Below are 16,932 nucleotides of genomic sequence, written 5' to 3' on the forward strand. Positions count from 1 at the left end.
ATGCTCAGTTTTTTCCCTACGCCTTACCCAGATGAGATTTTATATAGCGTGTTTGCACGTTATCATGCCAGAAGTGGTAATATAAAGCCTGATGAAACGTTGCAAGAATTGTTCAATTCCCGGAATATTATAGTTAGGCCGGACTTACCCTATAACTTAAGTTATTTAATTAAAAATCTTCCACTGCTCTCTCAACATACGTTAGAAAGTCTAATCCAAAAACATACACTGTACCCCATGTATGCAGTCTTTATGCCTGACAGCAAATCAGCTATTCTGGGTTACATGAAAGGAGAGTTGGGGACATATATTTATAGAGGAATAGCAAGCTCAGTTTATCTGCCAAAATATTTTAGGTTTTGTCCAAAATGCCTTTTTGAAAACTTGCATACATTTGGCGAGGCATATTGGCATCGACTTCACCAAACACCTGGTGTTCTTGTCTGCACAATTCATGATGTTGTCTTAAACGATAGTATTGTACCTATCTGGAATAATCAGTGGTATCAAGTTGGTATTGCTAGTTTGGAAAACTGTCCTATATCGAATGTAACGAAAAATTACAGTGAGTCCACTAAGGAGTTATTACGCCTAATTGCATCTGATATTGAGTGGTTAATGACCTGTGACTTCAAATCGCTTCCTTCTAAGGAATTAGATTGGTTTCATATCCAATATATAGTTTTATTGATTAAGAGGAATTTAGCGACTCTAGACCGTCAGGTATATGAGCAAGGTTTACGACAGAAATTTTTGTCTTTTTATGGAAGTGAATTTCTTGAGGCTCTTGGTATAAATGTCAGTAACAATAACATAAATTTATTTAACATTTTTCGATTGCATTTGGAGGTTTTTGACCCGGTAATGCATCTGCTAATGATTAGATTTTTGAGGCATTCGCCTTCAACGTTTTTTGCTCGGAAATCTAAATATAAACCTTTTGGTAAGGGGCCTTGGCTTTGTCTAAATCCTGCTTGCGAACACTATCTCCATTCTGTGGTTACGAAGTTAGTGATGCTTTTAAGCAATGATCTAGATTCGACCTATTCTTATATAAAAAATCCTATAGGGACTTTTGAGTGTGATTGCGGTTTTCAATATAGTAAGATTGGCGTGAATTTGACTAAAGTTGATAAGTTTCGATTTGAAAGAATCGTGACGTTTGGTCAATTATGGGAACAAAAGTATTTGGAATTAAATGTTGTTGATAGACTAAATTTTCAGCAAGCTGCGTACAACCTTAGTTTTAATTATAGCAAGAGTCCAATGACTATGTTGCGTAAGCTAGAAGCTTTGTGGAAGTCTTTGAATGATAGTGTAGAAAAAGACGCCGGTTAATCAGACTCTATATTGTTGAACTTTTTTATTCAACTTTCTCGACCTGCGCTCTTCTACATTGGTAAACTGAACTCAACTGAGGACAGTTATTGTTCAACTTTATTTTTCTGGCATCTGTGATGGATAACCAAAAATTAAGGGTTGTAGCTCTTGAAATTGTTGAACTTTATTATTCCTCTACACTTGATATACATGTGACTGTAACTGTGACTTACACCATAAGTTGTCCGTAACGGACAGCTTATGGTTAAAAATTATCCAAAGTTTGTAGGCGGCAAAAATTGCGAGGGTTCTTTAGCAACCAGATCCTCGACATCATCGAACCACATAAACTGCCAAGTCAGTCTGTCTCTGCGATGAGAGGAAACATCTCCTATCAACAGATGCTGCCATGAATTTTCTGAGTTTTCAGCCACTACCTGTTCATCAAGGTTTTGGTTGATTCTAAAACCACCTAACCATAGATGACAGCTTGAGCAATATCCTGGACGAGAACATCTAGTCAACGGTGGAAACTGCTTGTCACAGTGAGGACACTGCTCAATCAGAGTTTGATGTTCGTGGTGGGGGCAAAATTTGATTGTGTTGACTAACCACAGCAGTGGATTGTAGATTATTCGATTCTGGGTACGCCAACTGGCGTAACACAATGGACACCAAGCTTGGTACAAGCGCAGAAAACTAAACTCAAAGGTCAAACTTGCCCACTTTAGGGGTGACAAATTAGCTAAATCTCGACGTAAAGTTAACTCCTCAAGAACCTGAATTAGAGTTGTAGCAAAAATACCTCTGATTTCATTTGCAGATGCTAAAGAGTGGTGAATTCCAAAAAAATTATTAATGATGTCTATGGGACTTGTTTGAGACATTTTTTGCCCCATCAAGGGAAGAATCTGAGACAAAATTAATTGTTCGGTAGTAGTAGAATGATGTTCAGCAAGACGAGCTACATACCCGCTCAAGCTTTCTACGTAGATTGTACCAATACCAATAGGCTTCTGCTGGAATTGCTTCTATTCCTGCAACTGGAATTTGGCAGGTATTGTAACTCATGGATGTTAATGCCTCTTCCAATAACAGTTTTTCGGCTCGCAGCCTTAAAGTCGTTTTGCCCACACCTGCCGGTCCAACAACAAACAGAACACAAATATCTGTTTGTTGTTGAAGATTGATTAATAAAGCATCTAAAGCTTGCCTTAAACGTAAATGTCCAACTGTAATGTTATGAAAATAGTCCAACCGCTCTGTTGAGGATTTTGTTAGTAATTCTTGTGGAAATGGACGTTGGAAATTCATTACCACAGCTCCTGTTGAGAGTACGGTTGGATTCGCCTGGGATTAATTTCTTGAGCCTCTAATTTATTTGGCAGTCTTAGTTCTTCTGTAATATTATTTTTAATATCGGCTAAATCTTCTTTAACAACAGATTGTGCTTGTTTCACTATTTTAGAAGACACAATTTGACGAACTCCAGTTGCTGCCAAATCTCGTAATCGTTGTATTTGTAAAGTCTCTTGAGCTTCGGCTGATTCTAGATACTGTGCTAAGTCCTTAGCCTTAATTGTGACTTTCTGGTTGTACTGCTTTTTCTGCTGACGTATTTCGATGCTAGCAAGCCGAATTTCTCGTTCAGAATGTCCTTGTAACGATGAATAATGTTGTGAAATACAACGCACCCAAGCATTTTTGACATAGGCATAAGCCGTACCCACATCCCAGGGATCATATCTAATAGGTACTTGGGTTCCTTCAACTTCAGGATGGAGAAAAGAATCATCTATTGACCAGTAGTAAATATGGTTAACTTTTACCCCAAGCTTTGGTATAACTTTGGCGCTTCCTTTTGGAGTTGATGGCAAAGTAAAAATCTGAAAATTTTCATCATTAATAATTCTTTGACCAAAGCGCATTCCACTTTGAGTTAAGCCCTTTTCAAATGCAACACATGGTGATTGTCCTAGTGCAGGATGTTCTCTCTGGTCATAAATTACATAAATATATTCACAAAAATACTCATATATTTCCGGTAACGTCCATACAGCTTGTGCCTTTGGATTATTCGTCTTATTCACTAAGCGAATTTGCTTTGTAATTTGGGTGTTTCCTTTCAGGTTGTAGAAGAATTCAGTATGACTGGTGCCAAAAAAACGTTCAATTATTGAACCAAATCTAGGACTAGCAACAGGGCGTTGTTTCTTTATACAACCAAATGCTGCTAAAAGAGTTTCAAAGTAAATACTGCCAAATTCTACACCGTTATCTACTACCAAAGTTTCTGGTAACCGCCCTAGTCTCTGTACGCAAATTCGTACACCATCATGCAGGAGCGATAGGACGGCGGGTCAAAAGTCAAATAGATAGCTAAAATACGCCGGGAAAAAGCATCAATCAAAACGGTTGCCCAAGGTCTACCCAAACAACATCCTGTCCTTTGGCAAACTAACTCAATATCTAACTCGGTATGGTCAATGTGACAAATTTCAAAGGGACGACTTCCGTGGCAAGGTGTCGAGAACGTTAATTCATGATAAAACGAGCTTTTTTGGTAAGCTGCTCGATTTCCTTGCCTCTTACGAGTTTGTCTATGATCTGCTCTACTGTTGATCCGCTTGTAAAACGTAGTACGGCTGGGGCAAGGGTCTGTTTTTCCCGCTTTTTCCCATTCTCTTGCCAGAATACCGTAAGTTGTCAGTTTATTTCTCTGTTTAAAATTCTCGTAATGCTGCTCAATAATTTTATCGATGAACTCCCAAGTTTGATCTGAAAATCGCTCAACACGGTTTCCTTTGTCTTTACGATTTGGCAACAAACCAATGTAACCCCAACCATAGGTTTCCTCTGCGGAATGATATTTGGCTTTCCATCTGCGAATTGTTCGCTCAGACACAGGACTATTGGTTGGCGGATCTTTATGCAGATATGGTTCAATGATTTTCTGACGGTAGTTAGCTACGGCTAAGTCTTCTGGGCTAGCGCATTTTAGCTGTTCCCAAATTTGAGTTGATTTTACTCCTTGAGCTTCAATGCCAGTAATTTCTTTTTGTGAAATTAGTGTTTCAAAGTCTGCATGGCTTAACCCAATTAGATGATTTTCACCTTGCAAAACAATTTTTTTCTCTCCAATCTGAATTACAGATAAACTTTTTCCATCCCAGAACACCGTTGCACCAACCACCACATCAATCTGTTGCCCCTTATCGAGGGTGGCAGCAGCCTTTTTAGACATGATTAAGTTATAAGCTTCTGCTACCTGCTGGCTACTAAACAGATGAACTTTTTCTGGTTCACTCAACCCTATGCCTTTCAAATCTACATATAACTGCTTTGTTGCAATCAAGGCATAAATATCATCTACCCAACTGGTACTTGTTGATGAGAGTAATTGTTTCAGGGTCATCCCCGGATTAGCTGTAACAGATTCAATAATTTTTGTCCTTGCTTCTGGATTAACTATATTCTCTTGGCTCAAGTAAACTCTGAGAAACTGATGGTTGCGGTAAGCAATCCAGTTTATTTCCTGATCTGTACGAAGGTGATAGTAAAGCCCCAATGATTGAACTTTAGTTTCTACCGGTGGAGCCTGCCATTTACCATTTTCGTTTTGTTGATACCTTGTGGGTTGTTTGTGAGTGAGTGTTTTGAGACGTTCGCTAGTTTTCCATTCTTCAAACCCTGCACAGTTATGCCGAATCACTAAGAAATCAGGAATATGACTCGTCACCACCCTACGCCCGCTTTTCGACTCAAATGATATGCTTAGACGAACTGGTTGGTCATAGTACTCCAGAACATCTTCGTCGTTTTCGTACTTTACGATCGCAGGCAATTCTACTTTGTGGGACTCAAACTGAATCGTTTTTCCCATTTTGTGGCTTGGGTAGCTACCACAAACATTTTTCGTCCCGCCACCTACTTTCCTTACAGGCTCCGAACAACGGATTTGCTGTACAAATTCTTTTGTCGTCTCTGGTAAACCGAGCCGATGACACCATTGTTCAAATTCTTGGTCACTGAGCATACAGAAATCTGTAACTTTCGGACTGTTTATGCTTGAATAATGAACTTTCGGTCACTTTATCATTTCAAAACACTACTTTTACTGTTCGGCTACTAAACGTAATAATCCGCTTTTGGACTTCTATTTGTCACTTAAAGGATATTGTGGCCGTTTTTAAACCATAAAGTGGCCGCAGTCATCTGAACTGGTAAGTATAAATATTTATATCAATAAAAGACTGTTTAACTGGCGAAAGCCTAGATTTGTGGTAAGAGCTTGTTGCGGCTTTAAAAGCTTGGGGGCCAATATGTTGAGCGACCAAGAGTTTAATGATTGGTGTCGCGGCGTAAATTTACCACAAGAGGCTAGGCAATTAATTTCCCAAATCCGTGCCTCTGAACCAATTCGGCGAGTCAAAAGCAGTGGTATAAATGTCCGGGGCGACTACGCCAGTCGCAAAATGGGAAAAACTATTCAATTTGAGTCCCATAAAATTGAATTGCCAGGTGTAGAGGAGTACGAAGAAGACGCAGATGTACTCGAATACTACGACCAAGCATATCAAATTACTCTAGAATTCCCCTCAAGCAGTGGGGAAATAATCAAAGCTTCGCATATACCAGACTTTTTCGTAATTCGGAAGCGGAGTGCAGGTTTTGAAGAGTGGAAACCAGAATCAAGATTAGAAAAATTAGCAGCTAAACAATCACAACGTTATATGCGTTCAGAAGATGGGCAGTGGTTAAACCTGCCAGCAGTTGCTTATGCAGAAAAATTAGGACTGTATTACCGAATTCGGTTAGATACAGAAATTGATTGGATTAAATACAGAAATCGACTATTTCTCAAAGCCTATACTACTGAAGATTACCAAATTGACCCAGAAATAGCTGAAAATTTGGTGAAGTTAATTAGCTTAAATCCGGGCATAAGTTATTGGGAAATGATTCATACTCAACAGAGCAATCCTGATGACATAAATGCTTTAATAGCTACAAAAAAAATTTACATTAATTTGAGTGCCGCACCCTTAGCAGAGCCAGAAAAAGTACAGCTTTTCCGTGACCAAGAAATCGCGGTAGCTTATGTACAAATGATAAAATCGCAACCGAATAATGGAACGATTCTGAATATTTTAGATGTTAAACCCAATCAACTGGAACGTAAAACTCATAATCAAGTAAAAATGTCTCCAAAAGCAATGGAGCGTTTTTTGAGAGCTAGTCCTGAAGACTTGGCAGAAGCTAACCGAAGATATGAAGTAATTGAACCTTATCTTAATGACAGTTATAGAGATAAAGAAACTGTTCCACAACGTACTATTCGCAGATGGAAGGCTAAGTTTATAGCAGCACAAAAGGCGTACAAATGTGGTTATATTGGGCTGCTAAATAACTCTAATGCTAGAGGCAATCGCTTACCCAGAATTTCTCAATCGTCTCAAGATTTCATTGACAAAATAATTGAAGAATATTATGAAACTTTTCAACAAAGAAGCAAACTAGCTGTTTATGGAATTCTAGCAAGAGAATGGGAGAAAGCAGGTCTAACAGATAAGCTGCCTAGCTACGCTACATTTTGTTCTAGAATTCAACATCGTTCTGGTTATAGGCAAACAAAAAAACGTAAGGGAAACAGAGCAGCTTATCAACAATCTTTATTGTATTGGGAGTTGAAATTAACCACACCATGTCATGGCGACCGTCCATTTGAGATAGCACACATTGACCATACGCAACTGGATATTGAGTTAGTATGCTCCCGAACAGGTTATCTTCTTGGTAGACCTTGGGCAACTCTGTTAATCGATGCTTACAGCCGACGTATTCTCGCAGTTTACCTAACTTTTGACGAGCCAAGCTACCGTAGTTGCATGATGGTATTAAGAATCTGCGTACAGCGATTTGAGAAATTACCAGAGACAATAGTTGTTGACGGTGGGACAGAATTTAGTAGTACATACTTTGAGACCTTGTTAGCGGCTTTTGAATGTACCAAAAAGCAGCGACCAGCTGCGAAAGCCAGATTTGGTTCAATTATTGAACGTATTTTTGGAACTACAAATACAGAGTTTTTTTATAATCTTAGAGGCAACACTCAAATTACTAAGAATGTCCGCCAAGTCACGAAATCAAATAATCCCAAAAATCAAGCTGTTTGGACACTAGATCAACTCTACGAAAACTTTTGTTCATATTGTTACGAATTCTATGATTGCAGAGAACATCCAACATTAGGACAAAGCCCACGTCAAACTTTTATGTCAGGGCTAAATTCAAGTGGTTATCGCCCTCAGAAACAGATTATTTATGATGATAATTTTAAGATTTTTACCTTACCTTCTACACCTAAAGGAACTGCAAAAGTTCAACCAAGTAGAGGCGTGAAAATTAATTATCTCTACTATTGGTCAATTGATGATTCGTTCATAAGACCAGAAATTGAAGGAACTAATGTACCTATTCGTTACGACCCTTTTGATATGGGGACTGCTTATGCTTACGTTAAGGGACGTTGGATACGCTGTATTTCTGAACATTACAAATCCTTCCAAAATCGTTCCGAAAAAGAAGTGAACATAGCCAGCACACAATTACGTCGAAAAAGGCAGAAACACGCTCAAAGAATTACTCTATCTGCCCAAGAAAAAGCTACATATTTAGAAGGAACTGAAGCCCAAGAAACTTTGTTATTACAACGCTTACATGATTTAGCACAACAAGATATTTGGGTTTTAATTGAAAAAAGCTCAGTTATTGAAAGTAAATTAAGTAAACACAATTATTCAGCTAATGTTCAAGATGTAGATAAAAATATTTTGGCAGGTTCAGAAAGCATTAAAAAGCCAAAATCATCAGCAAAAAAATTAATAGATTTAACCAAAATAGAAGCTTACAATACAGAGGAGCTATGGTAAAAATTCAGTCGCACTCTTTTCCAGAAGAACTTCTCTTACAGCCGAACGAAATTAAAACTGATTATTTCAAAAGTATCACTATTCCACATCAAAGGCTCAAACAAGCCTTAGATACTTTATTAATTAATATTCTGGAGCCAGCTGACACTTTAGTATTTTTAGTTTTTGGTGTGACTGGTGTAGGAAAAACAACCTTACGCTTGCGTCTGGAAAATCTGCTAAATTACGAATTTCTCCCCTCATTACGCCAAAATCCTGGTCAAATTGCTGTTGCTGGTATTGAAGCTATTCCAACAGAACAAGGAAAGTTTAGCTATAAAGATTATTACACTCGCGCCCTAGAATCCCTTCAGGAAGTTTTGATTGAATACAAAATTGATTATGAAATTCCTCACGGTGAGGTAAAGGATTTGGGGTTGCTAAATCGGGCTTACCGCCAAGATTCGCCCGCATTACGCCGAGCAATGGAAAAAGCATTTCGTTATCGTCAGGTAAAAGCTTTTACTGTAGACGAGGCACAGCATTTATTTATGATGGCAGGCGGACACCAGATGTTACAGCAAATGAACTGGATTAAGTCTATTGCTAATCTTACTGGTACAGTACATATTTTATTTGGAACTTATGAACTGCTTAACTGTCCTACCTTGAATGGGCAAATAGGGCGGCGTAGCGAAGATATTCACCTGTTACCTTACCAAGCTGATAACCCAGAAGATATTGCTGAATTTATTAGAGTAATTAGAACTTTTCAACGCCACATTCCGCTTGTACAAGAACCAAAATTAGAACAACACTATGAGTATCTTTTTTCTGGCTCAGTTGGTTGTGTGGGGCTATTGAAGAATTGGTTAACTCGTTCTTTGAGAGTTGCCTATTCTGAAGAAGCTCGGACTCTTAATAGCAAACATCTTAAATTAGGTGCTTTTTCTGCATCTCGTATCAACAAAATTAAGGAAGAAGCACAACAGGGATTTAAACGCTTTCAAGAAGAATCCAGTTTTTTTGAGCGGCAATATTCAACAGAACATGGAATAAAAATGCCAGCCAAAAATTCCCTACTCAAAAAAGGTCGTGTTGGACAAAGAAAACCTAAAAGAGATGATGTAGGGGTAAATTCAGATGATGACTAACATGGCGGTTAACGATGAATTGTGGCTCAAAGACCCAGAATTTACTCCCAGTCCTAGCCGGTTGTTTCATCTGGAACCGATTGGACTTGGTACTTGTTATGTTGAAAGTCTGACTAGCTATGTTGCTCGTCTAGCCGCAGCTCATAGCGTATTGCCTGGAACTTTATTGGCTAGAGAGATAAAACCAATAGTTGGGCATAACCATACTACCAATCCCTTGAATTCTAAAAGTATCGTAAGTTTGTATGGACAAGCTTCTGTAAAAGCTTTAAACGGAACACAAATTGGAGCTAAACAACTGGTTTTTGCTCTAGAAATATTGACAAAACGTACTGACTTACAGTTTTTGACAATGCTACCTTGGGCAAAAGTCTTCCCAGTTTTGGGATTGCTCAAGCATTCTCATGCTTGGTGTCCTTATTGCTATCAAGACTGGTTAAATAATCAACAAGTCATTTATTCACCTCTGCTGTGGGCTTTGAAACCAGCTAACATTTGTCCCATCCATTATCGATTTTTAGAATCAAAATGTCCTCACTGTGACCTTGAATTTTTACACCTGTGGCATAACTCACGACCTGGATTTTGTCTGAAATGTGGTGGTTGGTTGGGGATGAACTATGAAGTATCTTTGCCAGATAAGAGATTGTTCGAGGAGATACCCAATTTACAGCAAGAGATTTGGATAGTTAAGACTTTAGGAGATTTAATTGCTCAAGCTCCTGAATTTCCTTGTCCACCTCCAAGAGAGACTATTAAAACAATCCTAGAAGCTTACGTCTATCAATATACTCAAGGTAATGTTTCCGCTTTTGGTCGTTGGCTTGGGTTATCGAGATATGAAATTCTACATTGGTATTCAGGTGTAGCCATCCCAAATTTAGATAAACTTTTGAAAATCTGCTACGCCTTATCAACTAATCTTGTCGATTTTCTTCAACTTAAAATACTACCTCTTACTCTTAAGCAGCTAGTTTCTCTACCTGCTCCTAAACAGAAAAAATTATCATCACAGTCTGCTTTAGTTACTTCAAATAGTAGTCCTAAGTGCGAACGAGTTATTCAGGCGATGCAACTAGCTCAAGAAGAAGAACCACCTCCTTCTTTAACTCAATTAGCTGTTCGTTTAGGATTCAAAACTCCTAGTAGTTTAACTGCTTGCTCAAAATCTTTATCAGCATCTTTGGCTACTAGATATAGTGAATATCAACAGCAGCTAAGATTTTTACACATCAGAGACATACTTGAATTAGCTTTGTTTAGCGACGAGTATCCACCACCTTCTCTAAGAAAAATAGCTAAGAGAACTGGTATTGGTTTGGCTACTTTCTACCACTATTGCCCTATTGTGTGCCATGCTATTTCTTTACGCTATAAAGATTACCGCAAATTCGTCCATAAACTAGCTATTGAGCAAGGCTGTCGAGAAGTACGCCAACTCGCTTCAGTACTTCATGCACAAGGCATTACCCCTACTGCTAAAAATCTCAGAAAATTTATGCCTCATCCCTCTTTGCTGTGGCAGGCTGAGGTAATTGATGTTTTAAGGCAGATAAGACTGGATCTTTCACAGTAAATCTTATTTATTCGCCTTTCTCTAAGGTTTTACTACTGCGGCCACTTTATGCTTTAAAAACGGCCACAATATCCTTTAAGTGACACTATTGCGGACAACTTATGGTTTCAAAAACGGACAGCTTATGGTGTAAGTCACAACCAACATGCTGTCGGTTTGCAGACTAAATGAAATTTGTGCGGACTAAGTGAAATTTTGTTGCAGACTAATTGAAAATCTGCTTGTGTAACCCTCATTCTTTCGTAATCCCAGAGCGTAGGCGTAGCCCGCCGTAGGCATCGCTACTTACAAAGTTTTGCTTCAAAGCCTTGTGCGGTAATAAATTGGGACGTTTTATGTCCATTTTGTGGAAAATTTCATTTAGTCTGCGAATTTAGGGGGAAAATTTCACTTAGTCCGCGAAAAAATTTCATTTAGTCTGCAACAAAGGTTCCTCAAACCCTTATTATTACGTTGAAAAAATTTCATTTAGTCTGCAAACGCACAATGCGATCGCTCTAAGTGCATGTTGGCAACGGAATAGGAACTATTGCGCTGCCGATAAATTTTGTTTGTCTTTGGTATCGCTTTTGATGCGTAATCCAAGCGATAACCATTTACAGGGTGCTAACTTCCAGTTATAGTTAGCCGTAACTTATTATAGGCACAATTAACTATATCTTTGACTGAGTGCAAAGATAGTTTACAAAAATTGCTCAGGCGGTTGCATATTATCGTTTTAACGAAGTATTGAGGTATTGCTGCACAAGTATGCCTTCGGGAAAACTTTTCTCCCTGATCAGGTGCCTGTCCCTCAATTTCTAAGATTCGGATCGTGGATAATTGCAACCGCCTTGATGCAGAACCGTCTGGGAATACAAATTGCCTGCTTTAATTACAAAAATCATCAACGCGGATATCCCGCCAGACATCAGACACTTGCCAGCCGGAATTGCCCACCGATTGTACTGGAGGATTGTCAAGGAACGGAATATAGTCAGGAACTCTAGGCTCTGAAATTGCTACTGGTTTCTCCTCAACCTCAACCACAGGGGCTGGAGAATTGACAAGAACTCTTGCATAAATATTTTGTGGTGTAATCAAGAGTTATTTTAATTTAAATATTGGGACATTAAAATAGTAAGAGGCTATCATCTTTTTATAGCAAGTATTCTCTGGAGATGGTTAATTAAAAATATATCAGCAAACATCACTTTAGTTATTAATTAATACTGAATACTGAAAATATTGGATAAATTTGATTTTTTATACGATTTATAGAGCTAATTCGTGATTATAAATTCCTACAATTAAATTTGACCTTAACCCAAAACGTCGGTGACGATTTCGATATCTATCAGATAAAATTTTAAATATCTTTAGACGACGATTAACGTGTTCAACAGTAATTCTTAATCGATTGAGTTCTCGATTATATTTCAATACGGTTCAGTTAAAGCTAAAAAGCTGATGAGTGATGTGAAATTTCGGAACTTCTACTTGTTGTCCATCCCCTCTGTGTTGCGGTTTTTTAGAACGAAACTTTGATACAGGTTTTTTCACAACTCTGGGATTAATACGGTGAATACGTTCAGGTAACAACGTATCTAAAATCTCGACAATTAACCAATCGAAAAAAAGGGAAATTCTTCTGGCTGTAAGTCTTGGAACTTAGGGATAGCGCGACTAATGACCCTTAATGTACCTGTAAAACTCAAGCGTAATGGTAGCAATCCTAGCAGTAGTTGCAGCTTGAAACATTAACACTCGTACAGGTACTCGCCAATATTTACCAACTTTTACCCATCCCACAGAAAGACCATCGACTAAGTTTTTTAGTACATCTCGCATCGAATCTCTTGACCACAAGCTCATTGCTACCACAAGACACACTACCAAATGTGCTGGTAAAGAACGATTCCTTGCTTCGTTGGCTTCGCTTGTTGCGATTGCTTGCTCAATGGCGGTTGCAGGTATAGCTGTCTCTATTGCTTTCAGCAAGTCCTTGCTTTGTATCATTGGAGACAGCAAAGAGAAATCTTTGAGATGCACGACAGTTCACTTTCAGTGTTGATTACAATCCTTAATTTACACAACTTTGAGCCTTAACTGAACCGTACTGGCTTACTTGTTGCCATCTGCGTTAATTTGACAAAGCCAGCTTGCCGAACCGGAATTTCGATTGTGAACTCAGTTCCCTTCCCCAGTGTGGACTGGCAGTAAATTTTGCCACCGTGTTTTTGGGTAACAATCTGATAGCTGATGGAAAGTCCCAATCCAGTACCTTTGTTAATGGGTTTAGTAGTAAAAAATGGCTCAAACATTTGAGAACACACATTTTCTTTAACGCCACAACCGTTATCAGCAATGCAGATGGCAATGGACTCGTTTGCTAAGTGTTCAGTACGAATAGCAATGTTGCTGGGATTGGCTCGGATCTCGTCAGAGCTACGTTGTTGATCCCGTTGTTCCAAGGCATCAATGGCATTGCCAAAAATATTCATGAATACCTGATTGAGTTGGCTAGGATAGCATTCCACATGGGGGAGGTGTCCATAATCTCGTACAACCTGAATGCCAGGATGTTCTGGTCGGGCTTTGAGACGATGTTGCAAGAGCAACAGGGTGCTTTCGATGTTTTCGTGCAAATCGACAGTCTGAGTTCCCGATTCATCCAAGCGAGAAAAGTTCCGTAGTGAGAGAACGATTTGCCGGATGCGATCGCTCCCCAGTTTCAAAGAATTCATCAGCTTGGGCAAATCTGCTTCTAAATAGTCGATATCTACCTCGTCCATCCAGTCTTGAATTTTGGGATGGGGTTGAGGATGGCATTGGCGATACAGCTCGATAAAATTCAGTAAATCCTGGATGTGTTCTTTGGCAGGGGCAAGATTGGCGTGGATAAAAGTCATAGGATTATTAATTTCGTGGGCTACACCCGCCATCATTTGACCAAGTGAAGACATTTTTTCGCTTTGCACTAGATGCACTTGTGCCTGCTTTAGGATGTCTAGTGCCTGGGAGAGTTCGGTGGTCTTTTGTTGTGAGGATTTTTGTGATTCACGTAGTTGCAAGTGGACGCGAATCCGGGCTAGGGCTTCTTCGTGCTGAATAGGCTTGGTAATATAATCTACTGCACCCAGACTCAGCCCTTTGACTTTATCTACTGTGTCGGAGAGGGCGGTCATGAAAATTACAGGAATATCGCAAGTGGCACAGTCAGCTTTGAGACGCTGACAGGTTTCAAAGCCATCGATTCCCGGCATCATCACATCCAGCAGAATAATATCGGGATGGTAGGACTGGACGCGTTGCAGGGCGGCTTCTCCACTTTTGGCGATCGCTACCCGATAACCAATCTCACTCAATACATCGAACAACACTTGAATATTAGTAGGGTTATCATCAACTACCAAAATGGTTCCTTTTGGGGCTGTAATCTCAACAGACATACTTGAACTCCTGAAAATAGATGAATGAAAGATATTAAATATGCGGTGCTAATAAATTGAGAATCGCTTCGTCATCAAATTTCTGGCTCAGTTCCAGCAACTTATTGGCAAAGGGTGCGTATTGGGGATTGAGTTGCTTAAGGCGGTTGGCTTCTTGGTGGATATCACTCATGAAACCATCTTGGGCTGCTCGGTAAAGAGTGGTTAGTTCCTGTGGTGATGGCACTACCAATTGGGGCGAACTAAAATCCTCCGCAGATACTTCCTCCGTTTGGGGTGCCGTTTCGTAAATCCATTGCAACTCTAGGTGGCGTTGCAATTCCCCCAGCAAGCCGATGAACTCGAGCGGCTTCGGAAAAAAGCTACTGCAACCCGCGTCAAGAGCTTCTTGAATATCCACTTGAGACAAGCTGGCAGGAGAAGCAATAATGGGTGTGACTGCAAAATCAGACAGTTGACGCAGACGGCGAGTCATTTCCAGCCCATTCATCTTTGACATCATTACATCGGTAATGATTAAATCTGGGCGCATCTGGAGTGCTAAATCTAGTCCAGTCTGTCCATCATCGGCTTGAGCCAGTTTGAAGCCTAAAGGTGCTAGCATTCCCATGACAACAGCGCGGTTCTCAAGGCGATCGTCAATTACTAAGATTTTGCGCCGTTCGCCCTGGTAGCCAATCACCTTTAGATTACTACTGGCTGGCTGGGCAAGCCAATCGGCAGCAGCGAGTATGTCCACTTCAAACCAGAATTTGCTGCCCTTGCCGGGTGTGCTATTGACCTGAATCGAACTACCCATCATTTGCACAATTTGCTGGCTGATTGCTAACCCCAACCCCGTGCCTTCACTGTTGCGATCGCGTTTTCCAGCCTGTTCAAAGGGTAAAAAAATAGTTTGCCACTTTTCCGTTGGGATGCCAATACCCGTATCTTCAACTAGGAAGCGAATTCTAGTTGATCGAGTGTCGGCTGTTTCTTCATTGCTGATTGCCTCAACTGTAAATTTTACACTGCCAAAATCAGTAAACTTAATTGCATTGCTGAGTAAGTTTAGTAACACCTGCCGCAGGCGTTTGTCATCAGCATGAACGGCAGTTGGCAAATTAGCGGGATGGTAGCGGAAGGCAATACCCTTTTGTTCGGCTTTGATGCGGCAAATCTCTACCGTGGTGGTGAGGAAGTTGGCGAAGTGGAAATCCTGGGGATAGAGATCCATCTTCTGCACTTCCAACTTCGAGAGATCCAGAATGTCGTTGATCAAGGTCAGCAGGTGAGAACCACACTGGTGAATTACGCTCAATCCCTTCTGCTGCTTAGAGGTGGTGGCGGGGTCGCGCTGGAGAATCTGAGCATAGCCCAGAATACCATTCAGGGGGGTTCGCAATTCGTGATTCATGTTGGCGAGGAATTCGCTCTTGGCATGGTTAGCAACTTCTGCTGCTTCTTTTGCCTGCAATATCTTTAATTCTGCGGACTTGCGCTCGGTAATATCGCGGCACACAACAACTCCTCCCTTCAAGGTACCACTAGCATCTTTTAGAGGTGTGCCACTGACTGTTATCCAGATGCCCTCTGGGGCTTTACTATGACGGGTAAACATCTCTACATTCTGTACCTGCTCACCCCGAAGAGTCCGTACTAGGGGAATCTCCTGAGTTGGAAACAGAGTTACCCGATCTGCTTGAAACAGCCCATACTGCTCTGACCATTCTGACTGCTGGCTTTCAGTGATTCCGCCAAACATCTGTTCGGCAGCGGGGTTAACGATTAGAAATTTACCCTTGTCATCTGAAACAATTACGCCATCGCTCATGCTGTTGAGGATCAGTTGCATCAAATTAGTTTGCTCCTGAAGCGTCAGGTTATTTTGCTGGAGGTCTGTTTCTGCTTGATTTCGTTTCATGGTTTCTTTGCAAATTAGGTAGTAAGTCCATAGAATAATTGCCAGGTTGAGGCCAATGCCCACCAAAAACGTCACCATTGCCTGACTGGTAGTGCTGATGGTGGCAAGTTGTTTCTGCTGTAACCCGACGGTTTCTATAGCTTCTATCTGCTGCATCAGTAGCGTTGTTTCGTCGAGCAGTCGCATTGGTGCATGGTCAATCGCCGCATCTATTCCCCGACTTTGCCGCAGTTCAATGCCTTGCCGCAGTTGTTTCAAGCGAAAAATCGTGAGTTCTTCCAGCTTTTGGGCATAGGCTTGCTCGCTATCTTTGTTTCGCAACAAGGGTTGTAACCGTCGCATTTGTTGATCGACATCGATCATTTTGAGTCCAAAGACTATTAAGGCATCTTCTTTACCAGTTAGCAGATATTGCCGCTGCATCTTTTCTGTGTCTTTCAAGGCGCTGCGTAATGATTCCAGCCTGTTGAGGGTTTCCAAGTGTTGAGCAATCTGGCGGTTGGTTTCTAATGTCTGGTTCGCACTCCAAAATGCTACCCCACTTATTGCCAGGGCAAAGAAGGTGGCTGTACCCAGGCTTGTAGCAACAGTTTTGAGAAAGCTGGCTGATTGTGTCATGGCTGTGTTCTCCTGTCTC

11 protein-coding genes and 2 pseudogenes are annotated in these 16,932 nt (G+C 40.4%); 4 read left to right on the top strand and 9 right to left on the bottom strand.

The features are described 5' to 3' along the window. Positions 1–1,338: a TnsD family Tn7-like transposition protein gene (locus NPUN_RS34335; protein ID WP_012413015.1), complete on the top strand. Its 1,338-nt coding sequence runs from the start codon at positions 1–3 to the stop codon at positions 1,336–1,338. Between the two features lie 254 nt (positions 1,339–1,592). Here the strand turns inward: NPUN_RS34335 and NPUN_RS34340 are convergent, their stop codons facing one another. The 4 genes from NPUN_RS34340 to NPUN_RS43870 are packed head-to-tail and all read right to left on the bottom strand — an operon-like array spanning position 1,593 to position 5,356. Next, entirely contained in the window at positions 1,593–2,300 is a 708-nt protein-coding gene (locus NPUN_RS34340; RefSeq protein ID WP_167315708.1) for a TniQ family protein, read from the bottom strand. Then, on the bottom strand, positions 2,272–2,634 hold the full coding sequence (locus NPUN_RS34345; RefSeq protein ID WP_041566580.1) for a hypothetical protein: 363 nt from the start codon (positions 2,632–2,634) through the stop codon (positions 2,272–2,274). The genes NPUN_RS34340 and NPUN_RS34345 overlap by 29 nt, the downstream gene beginning before the upstream one ends. Continuing rightward, positions 2,634–3,608, bottom strand: a complete 975-nt coding sequence (locus tag NPUN_RS43865) for a Mu transposase C-terminal domain-containing protein (RefSeq protein ID WP_234711191.1) — start codon at positions 3,606–3,608, stop codon at positions 2,634–2,636. Before NPUN_RS43865 ends, NPUN_RS34345 begins: the two co-directional genes overlap by 1 nt. Before the next feature lie 17 nt (positions 3,609–3,625). Beyond that, positions 3,626–5,356 carry a heteromeric transposase endonuclease subunit TnsA gene (locus NPUN_RS43870; protein ID WP_234711192.1) on the bottom strand — a complete coding sequence of 577 codons (1,731 nt, stop codon included), beginning with the start codon at positions 5,354–5,356 and terminating at the stop codon, positions 3,626–3,628. A gap of 286 nt (positions 5,357–5,642) precedes the next feature. Here NPUN_RS43870 and NPUN_RS34355 point away from each other — a divergent pair, with 286 nt between their 5' ends. The 3 genes from NPUN_RS34355 to NPUN_RS34365 are packed head-to-tail and all read left to right on the top strand — an operon-like array spanning position 5,643 to position 10,961. Continuing rightward, entirely contained in the window at positions 5,643–8,252 is a 2,610-nt protein-coding gene (locus NPUN_RS34355) for a Mu transposase C-terminal domain-containing protein (protein ID WP_012413016.1), read from the top strand. Next, positions 8,246–9,385, top strand: coding sequence for an ATP-binding protein (locus NPUN_RS34360; RefSeq protein WP_012412792.1), 1,140 nt, complete (start codon positions 8,246–8,248; stop codon positions 9,383–9,385). Before NPUN_RS34355 ends, NPUN_RS34360 begins: the two co-directional genes overlap by 7 nt. Then, positions 9,375–10,961: a TniQ family protein gene (locus tag NPUN_RS34365; RefSeq protein WP_012412791.1), complete on the top strand. Its 1,587-nt coding sequence runs from the start codon at positions 9,375–9,377 to the stop codon at positions 10,959–10,961. The genes NPUN_RS34360 and NPUN_RS34365 overlap by 11 nt, the downstream gene beginning before the upstream one ends. 870 nt (positions 10,962–11,831) lie before the next feature. Here the strand turns inward: NPUN_RS34365 and NPUN_RS39715 are convergent. The 5 genes and pseudogenes from NPUN_RS39715 to NPUN_RS39725 form a co-directional block, all read right to left on the bottom strand. Further along, entirely contained in the window at positions 11,832–12,044 is a 213-nt protein-coding gene (locus NPUN_RS39715) for a hypothetical protein (protein WP_012413017.1), read from the bottom strand. Between the two features lie 171 nt (positions 12,045–12,215). Further along, positions 12,216–12,377, bottom strand: a pseudogene (locus tag NPUN_RS39720) (transposase family protein); the annotation flags it as partial. A 335-nt stretch (positions 12,378–12,712) separates the two neighbouring features. Continuing rightward, a pseudogene (locus NPUN_RS43875) lies at positions 12,713–12,968 on the bottom strand (transposase domain-containing protein); the annotation flags it as partial. 77 nt (positions 12,969–13,045) lie between these two features. Further along, positions 13,046–14,392 carry a sensor histidine kinase gene (locus NPUN_RS34375; protein ID WP_012413019.1) on the bottom strand — a complete coding sequence of 449 codons (1,347 nt, stop codon included), beginning with the start codon at positions 14,390–14,392 and terminating at the stop codon, positions 13,046–13,048. A gap of 34 nt (positions 14,393–14,426) precedes the next feature. Further along, entirely contained in the window at positions 14,427–16,913 is a 2,487-nt protein-coding gene (locus tag NPUN_RS39725) for an ATP-binding protein (RefSeq protein WP_167315709.1), read from the bottom strand. Positions 16,914–16,932 lie beyond the last annotated feature (19 nt).

Source organism: Nostoc punctiforme PCC 73102 (genome assembly GCF_000020025.1).
GTDB classification, from domain to species: Bacteria; Cyanobacteriota; Cyanobacteriia; order Cyanobacteriales; family Nostocaceae; genus Nostoc; species Nostoc punctiforme.

Bases quoted from the DNA above. Each gene is read 5' to 3' on its own strand.
- NPUN_RS34335 (WP_012413015.1), top strand. From the start codon at position 1: ATGCTCAGTTTTTTCCCTACGCCTTACCCAGATGAGATTTTATATAGC.
- NPUN_RS34345 (WP_041566580.1), bottom strand. From the start codon at position 2,634: ATGAATTTCCAACGTCCATTTCCACAAGAATTACTAACAAAATCCTCA.
- NPUN_RS43870 (WP_234711192.1), bottom strand. From the start codon at position 5,356: ATGCTCAGTGACCAAGAATTTGAACAATGGTGTCATCGGCTCGGTTTA.
- NPUN_RS34355 (WP_012413016.1), top strand. From the start codon at position 5,643: ATGTTGAGCGACCAAGAGTTTAATGATTGGTGTCGCGGCGTAAATTTA.
- NPUN_RS34360 (WP_012412792.1), top strand. From the start codon at position 8,246: ATGGTAAAAATTCAGTCGCACTCTTTTCCAGAAGAACTTCTCTTACAG.
- NPUN_RS34365 (WP_012412791.1), top strand. From the start codon at position 9,375: ATGATGACTAACATGGCGGTTAACGATGAATTGTGGCTCAAAGACCCA.
- NPUN_RS34375 (WP_012413019.1), bottom strand. From the start codon at position 14,392: ATGTCTGTTGAGATTACAGCCCCAAAAGGAACCATTTTGGTAGTTGAT.
- NPUN_RS39725 (WP_167315709.1), bottom strand. From the start codon at position 16,913: ATGACACAATCAGCCAGCTTTCTCAAAACTGTTGCTACAAGCCTGGGT.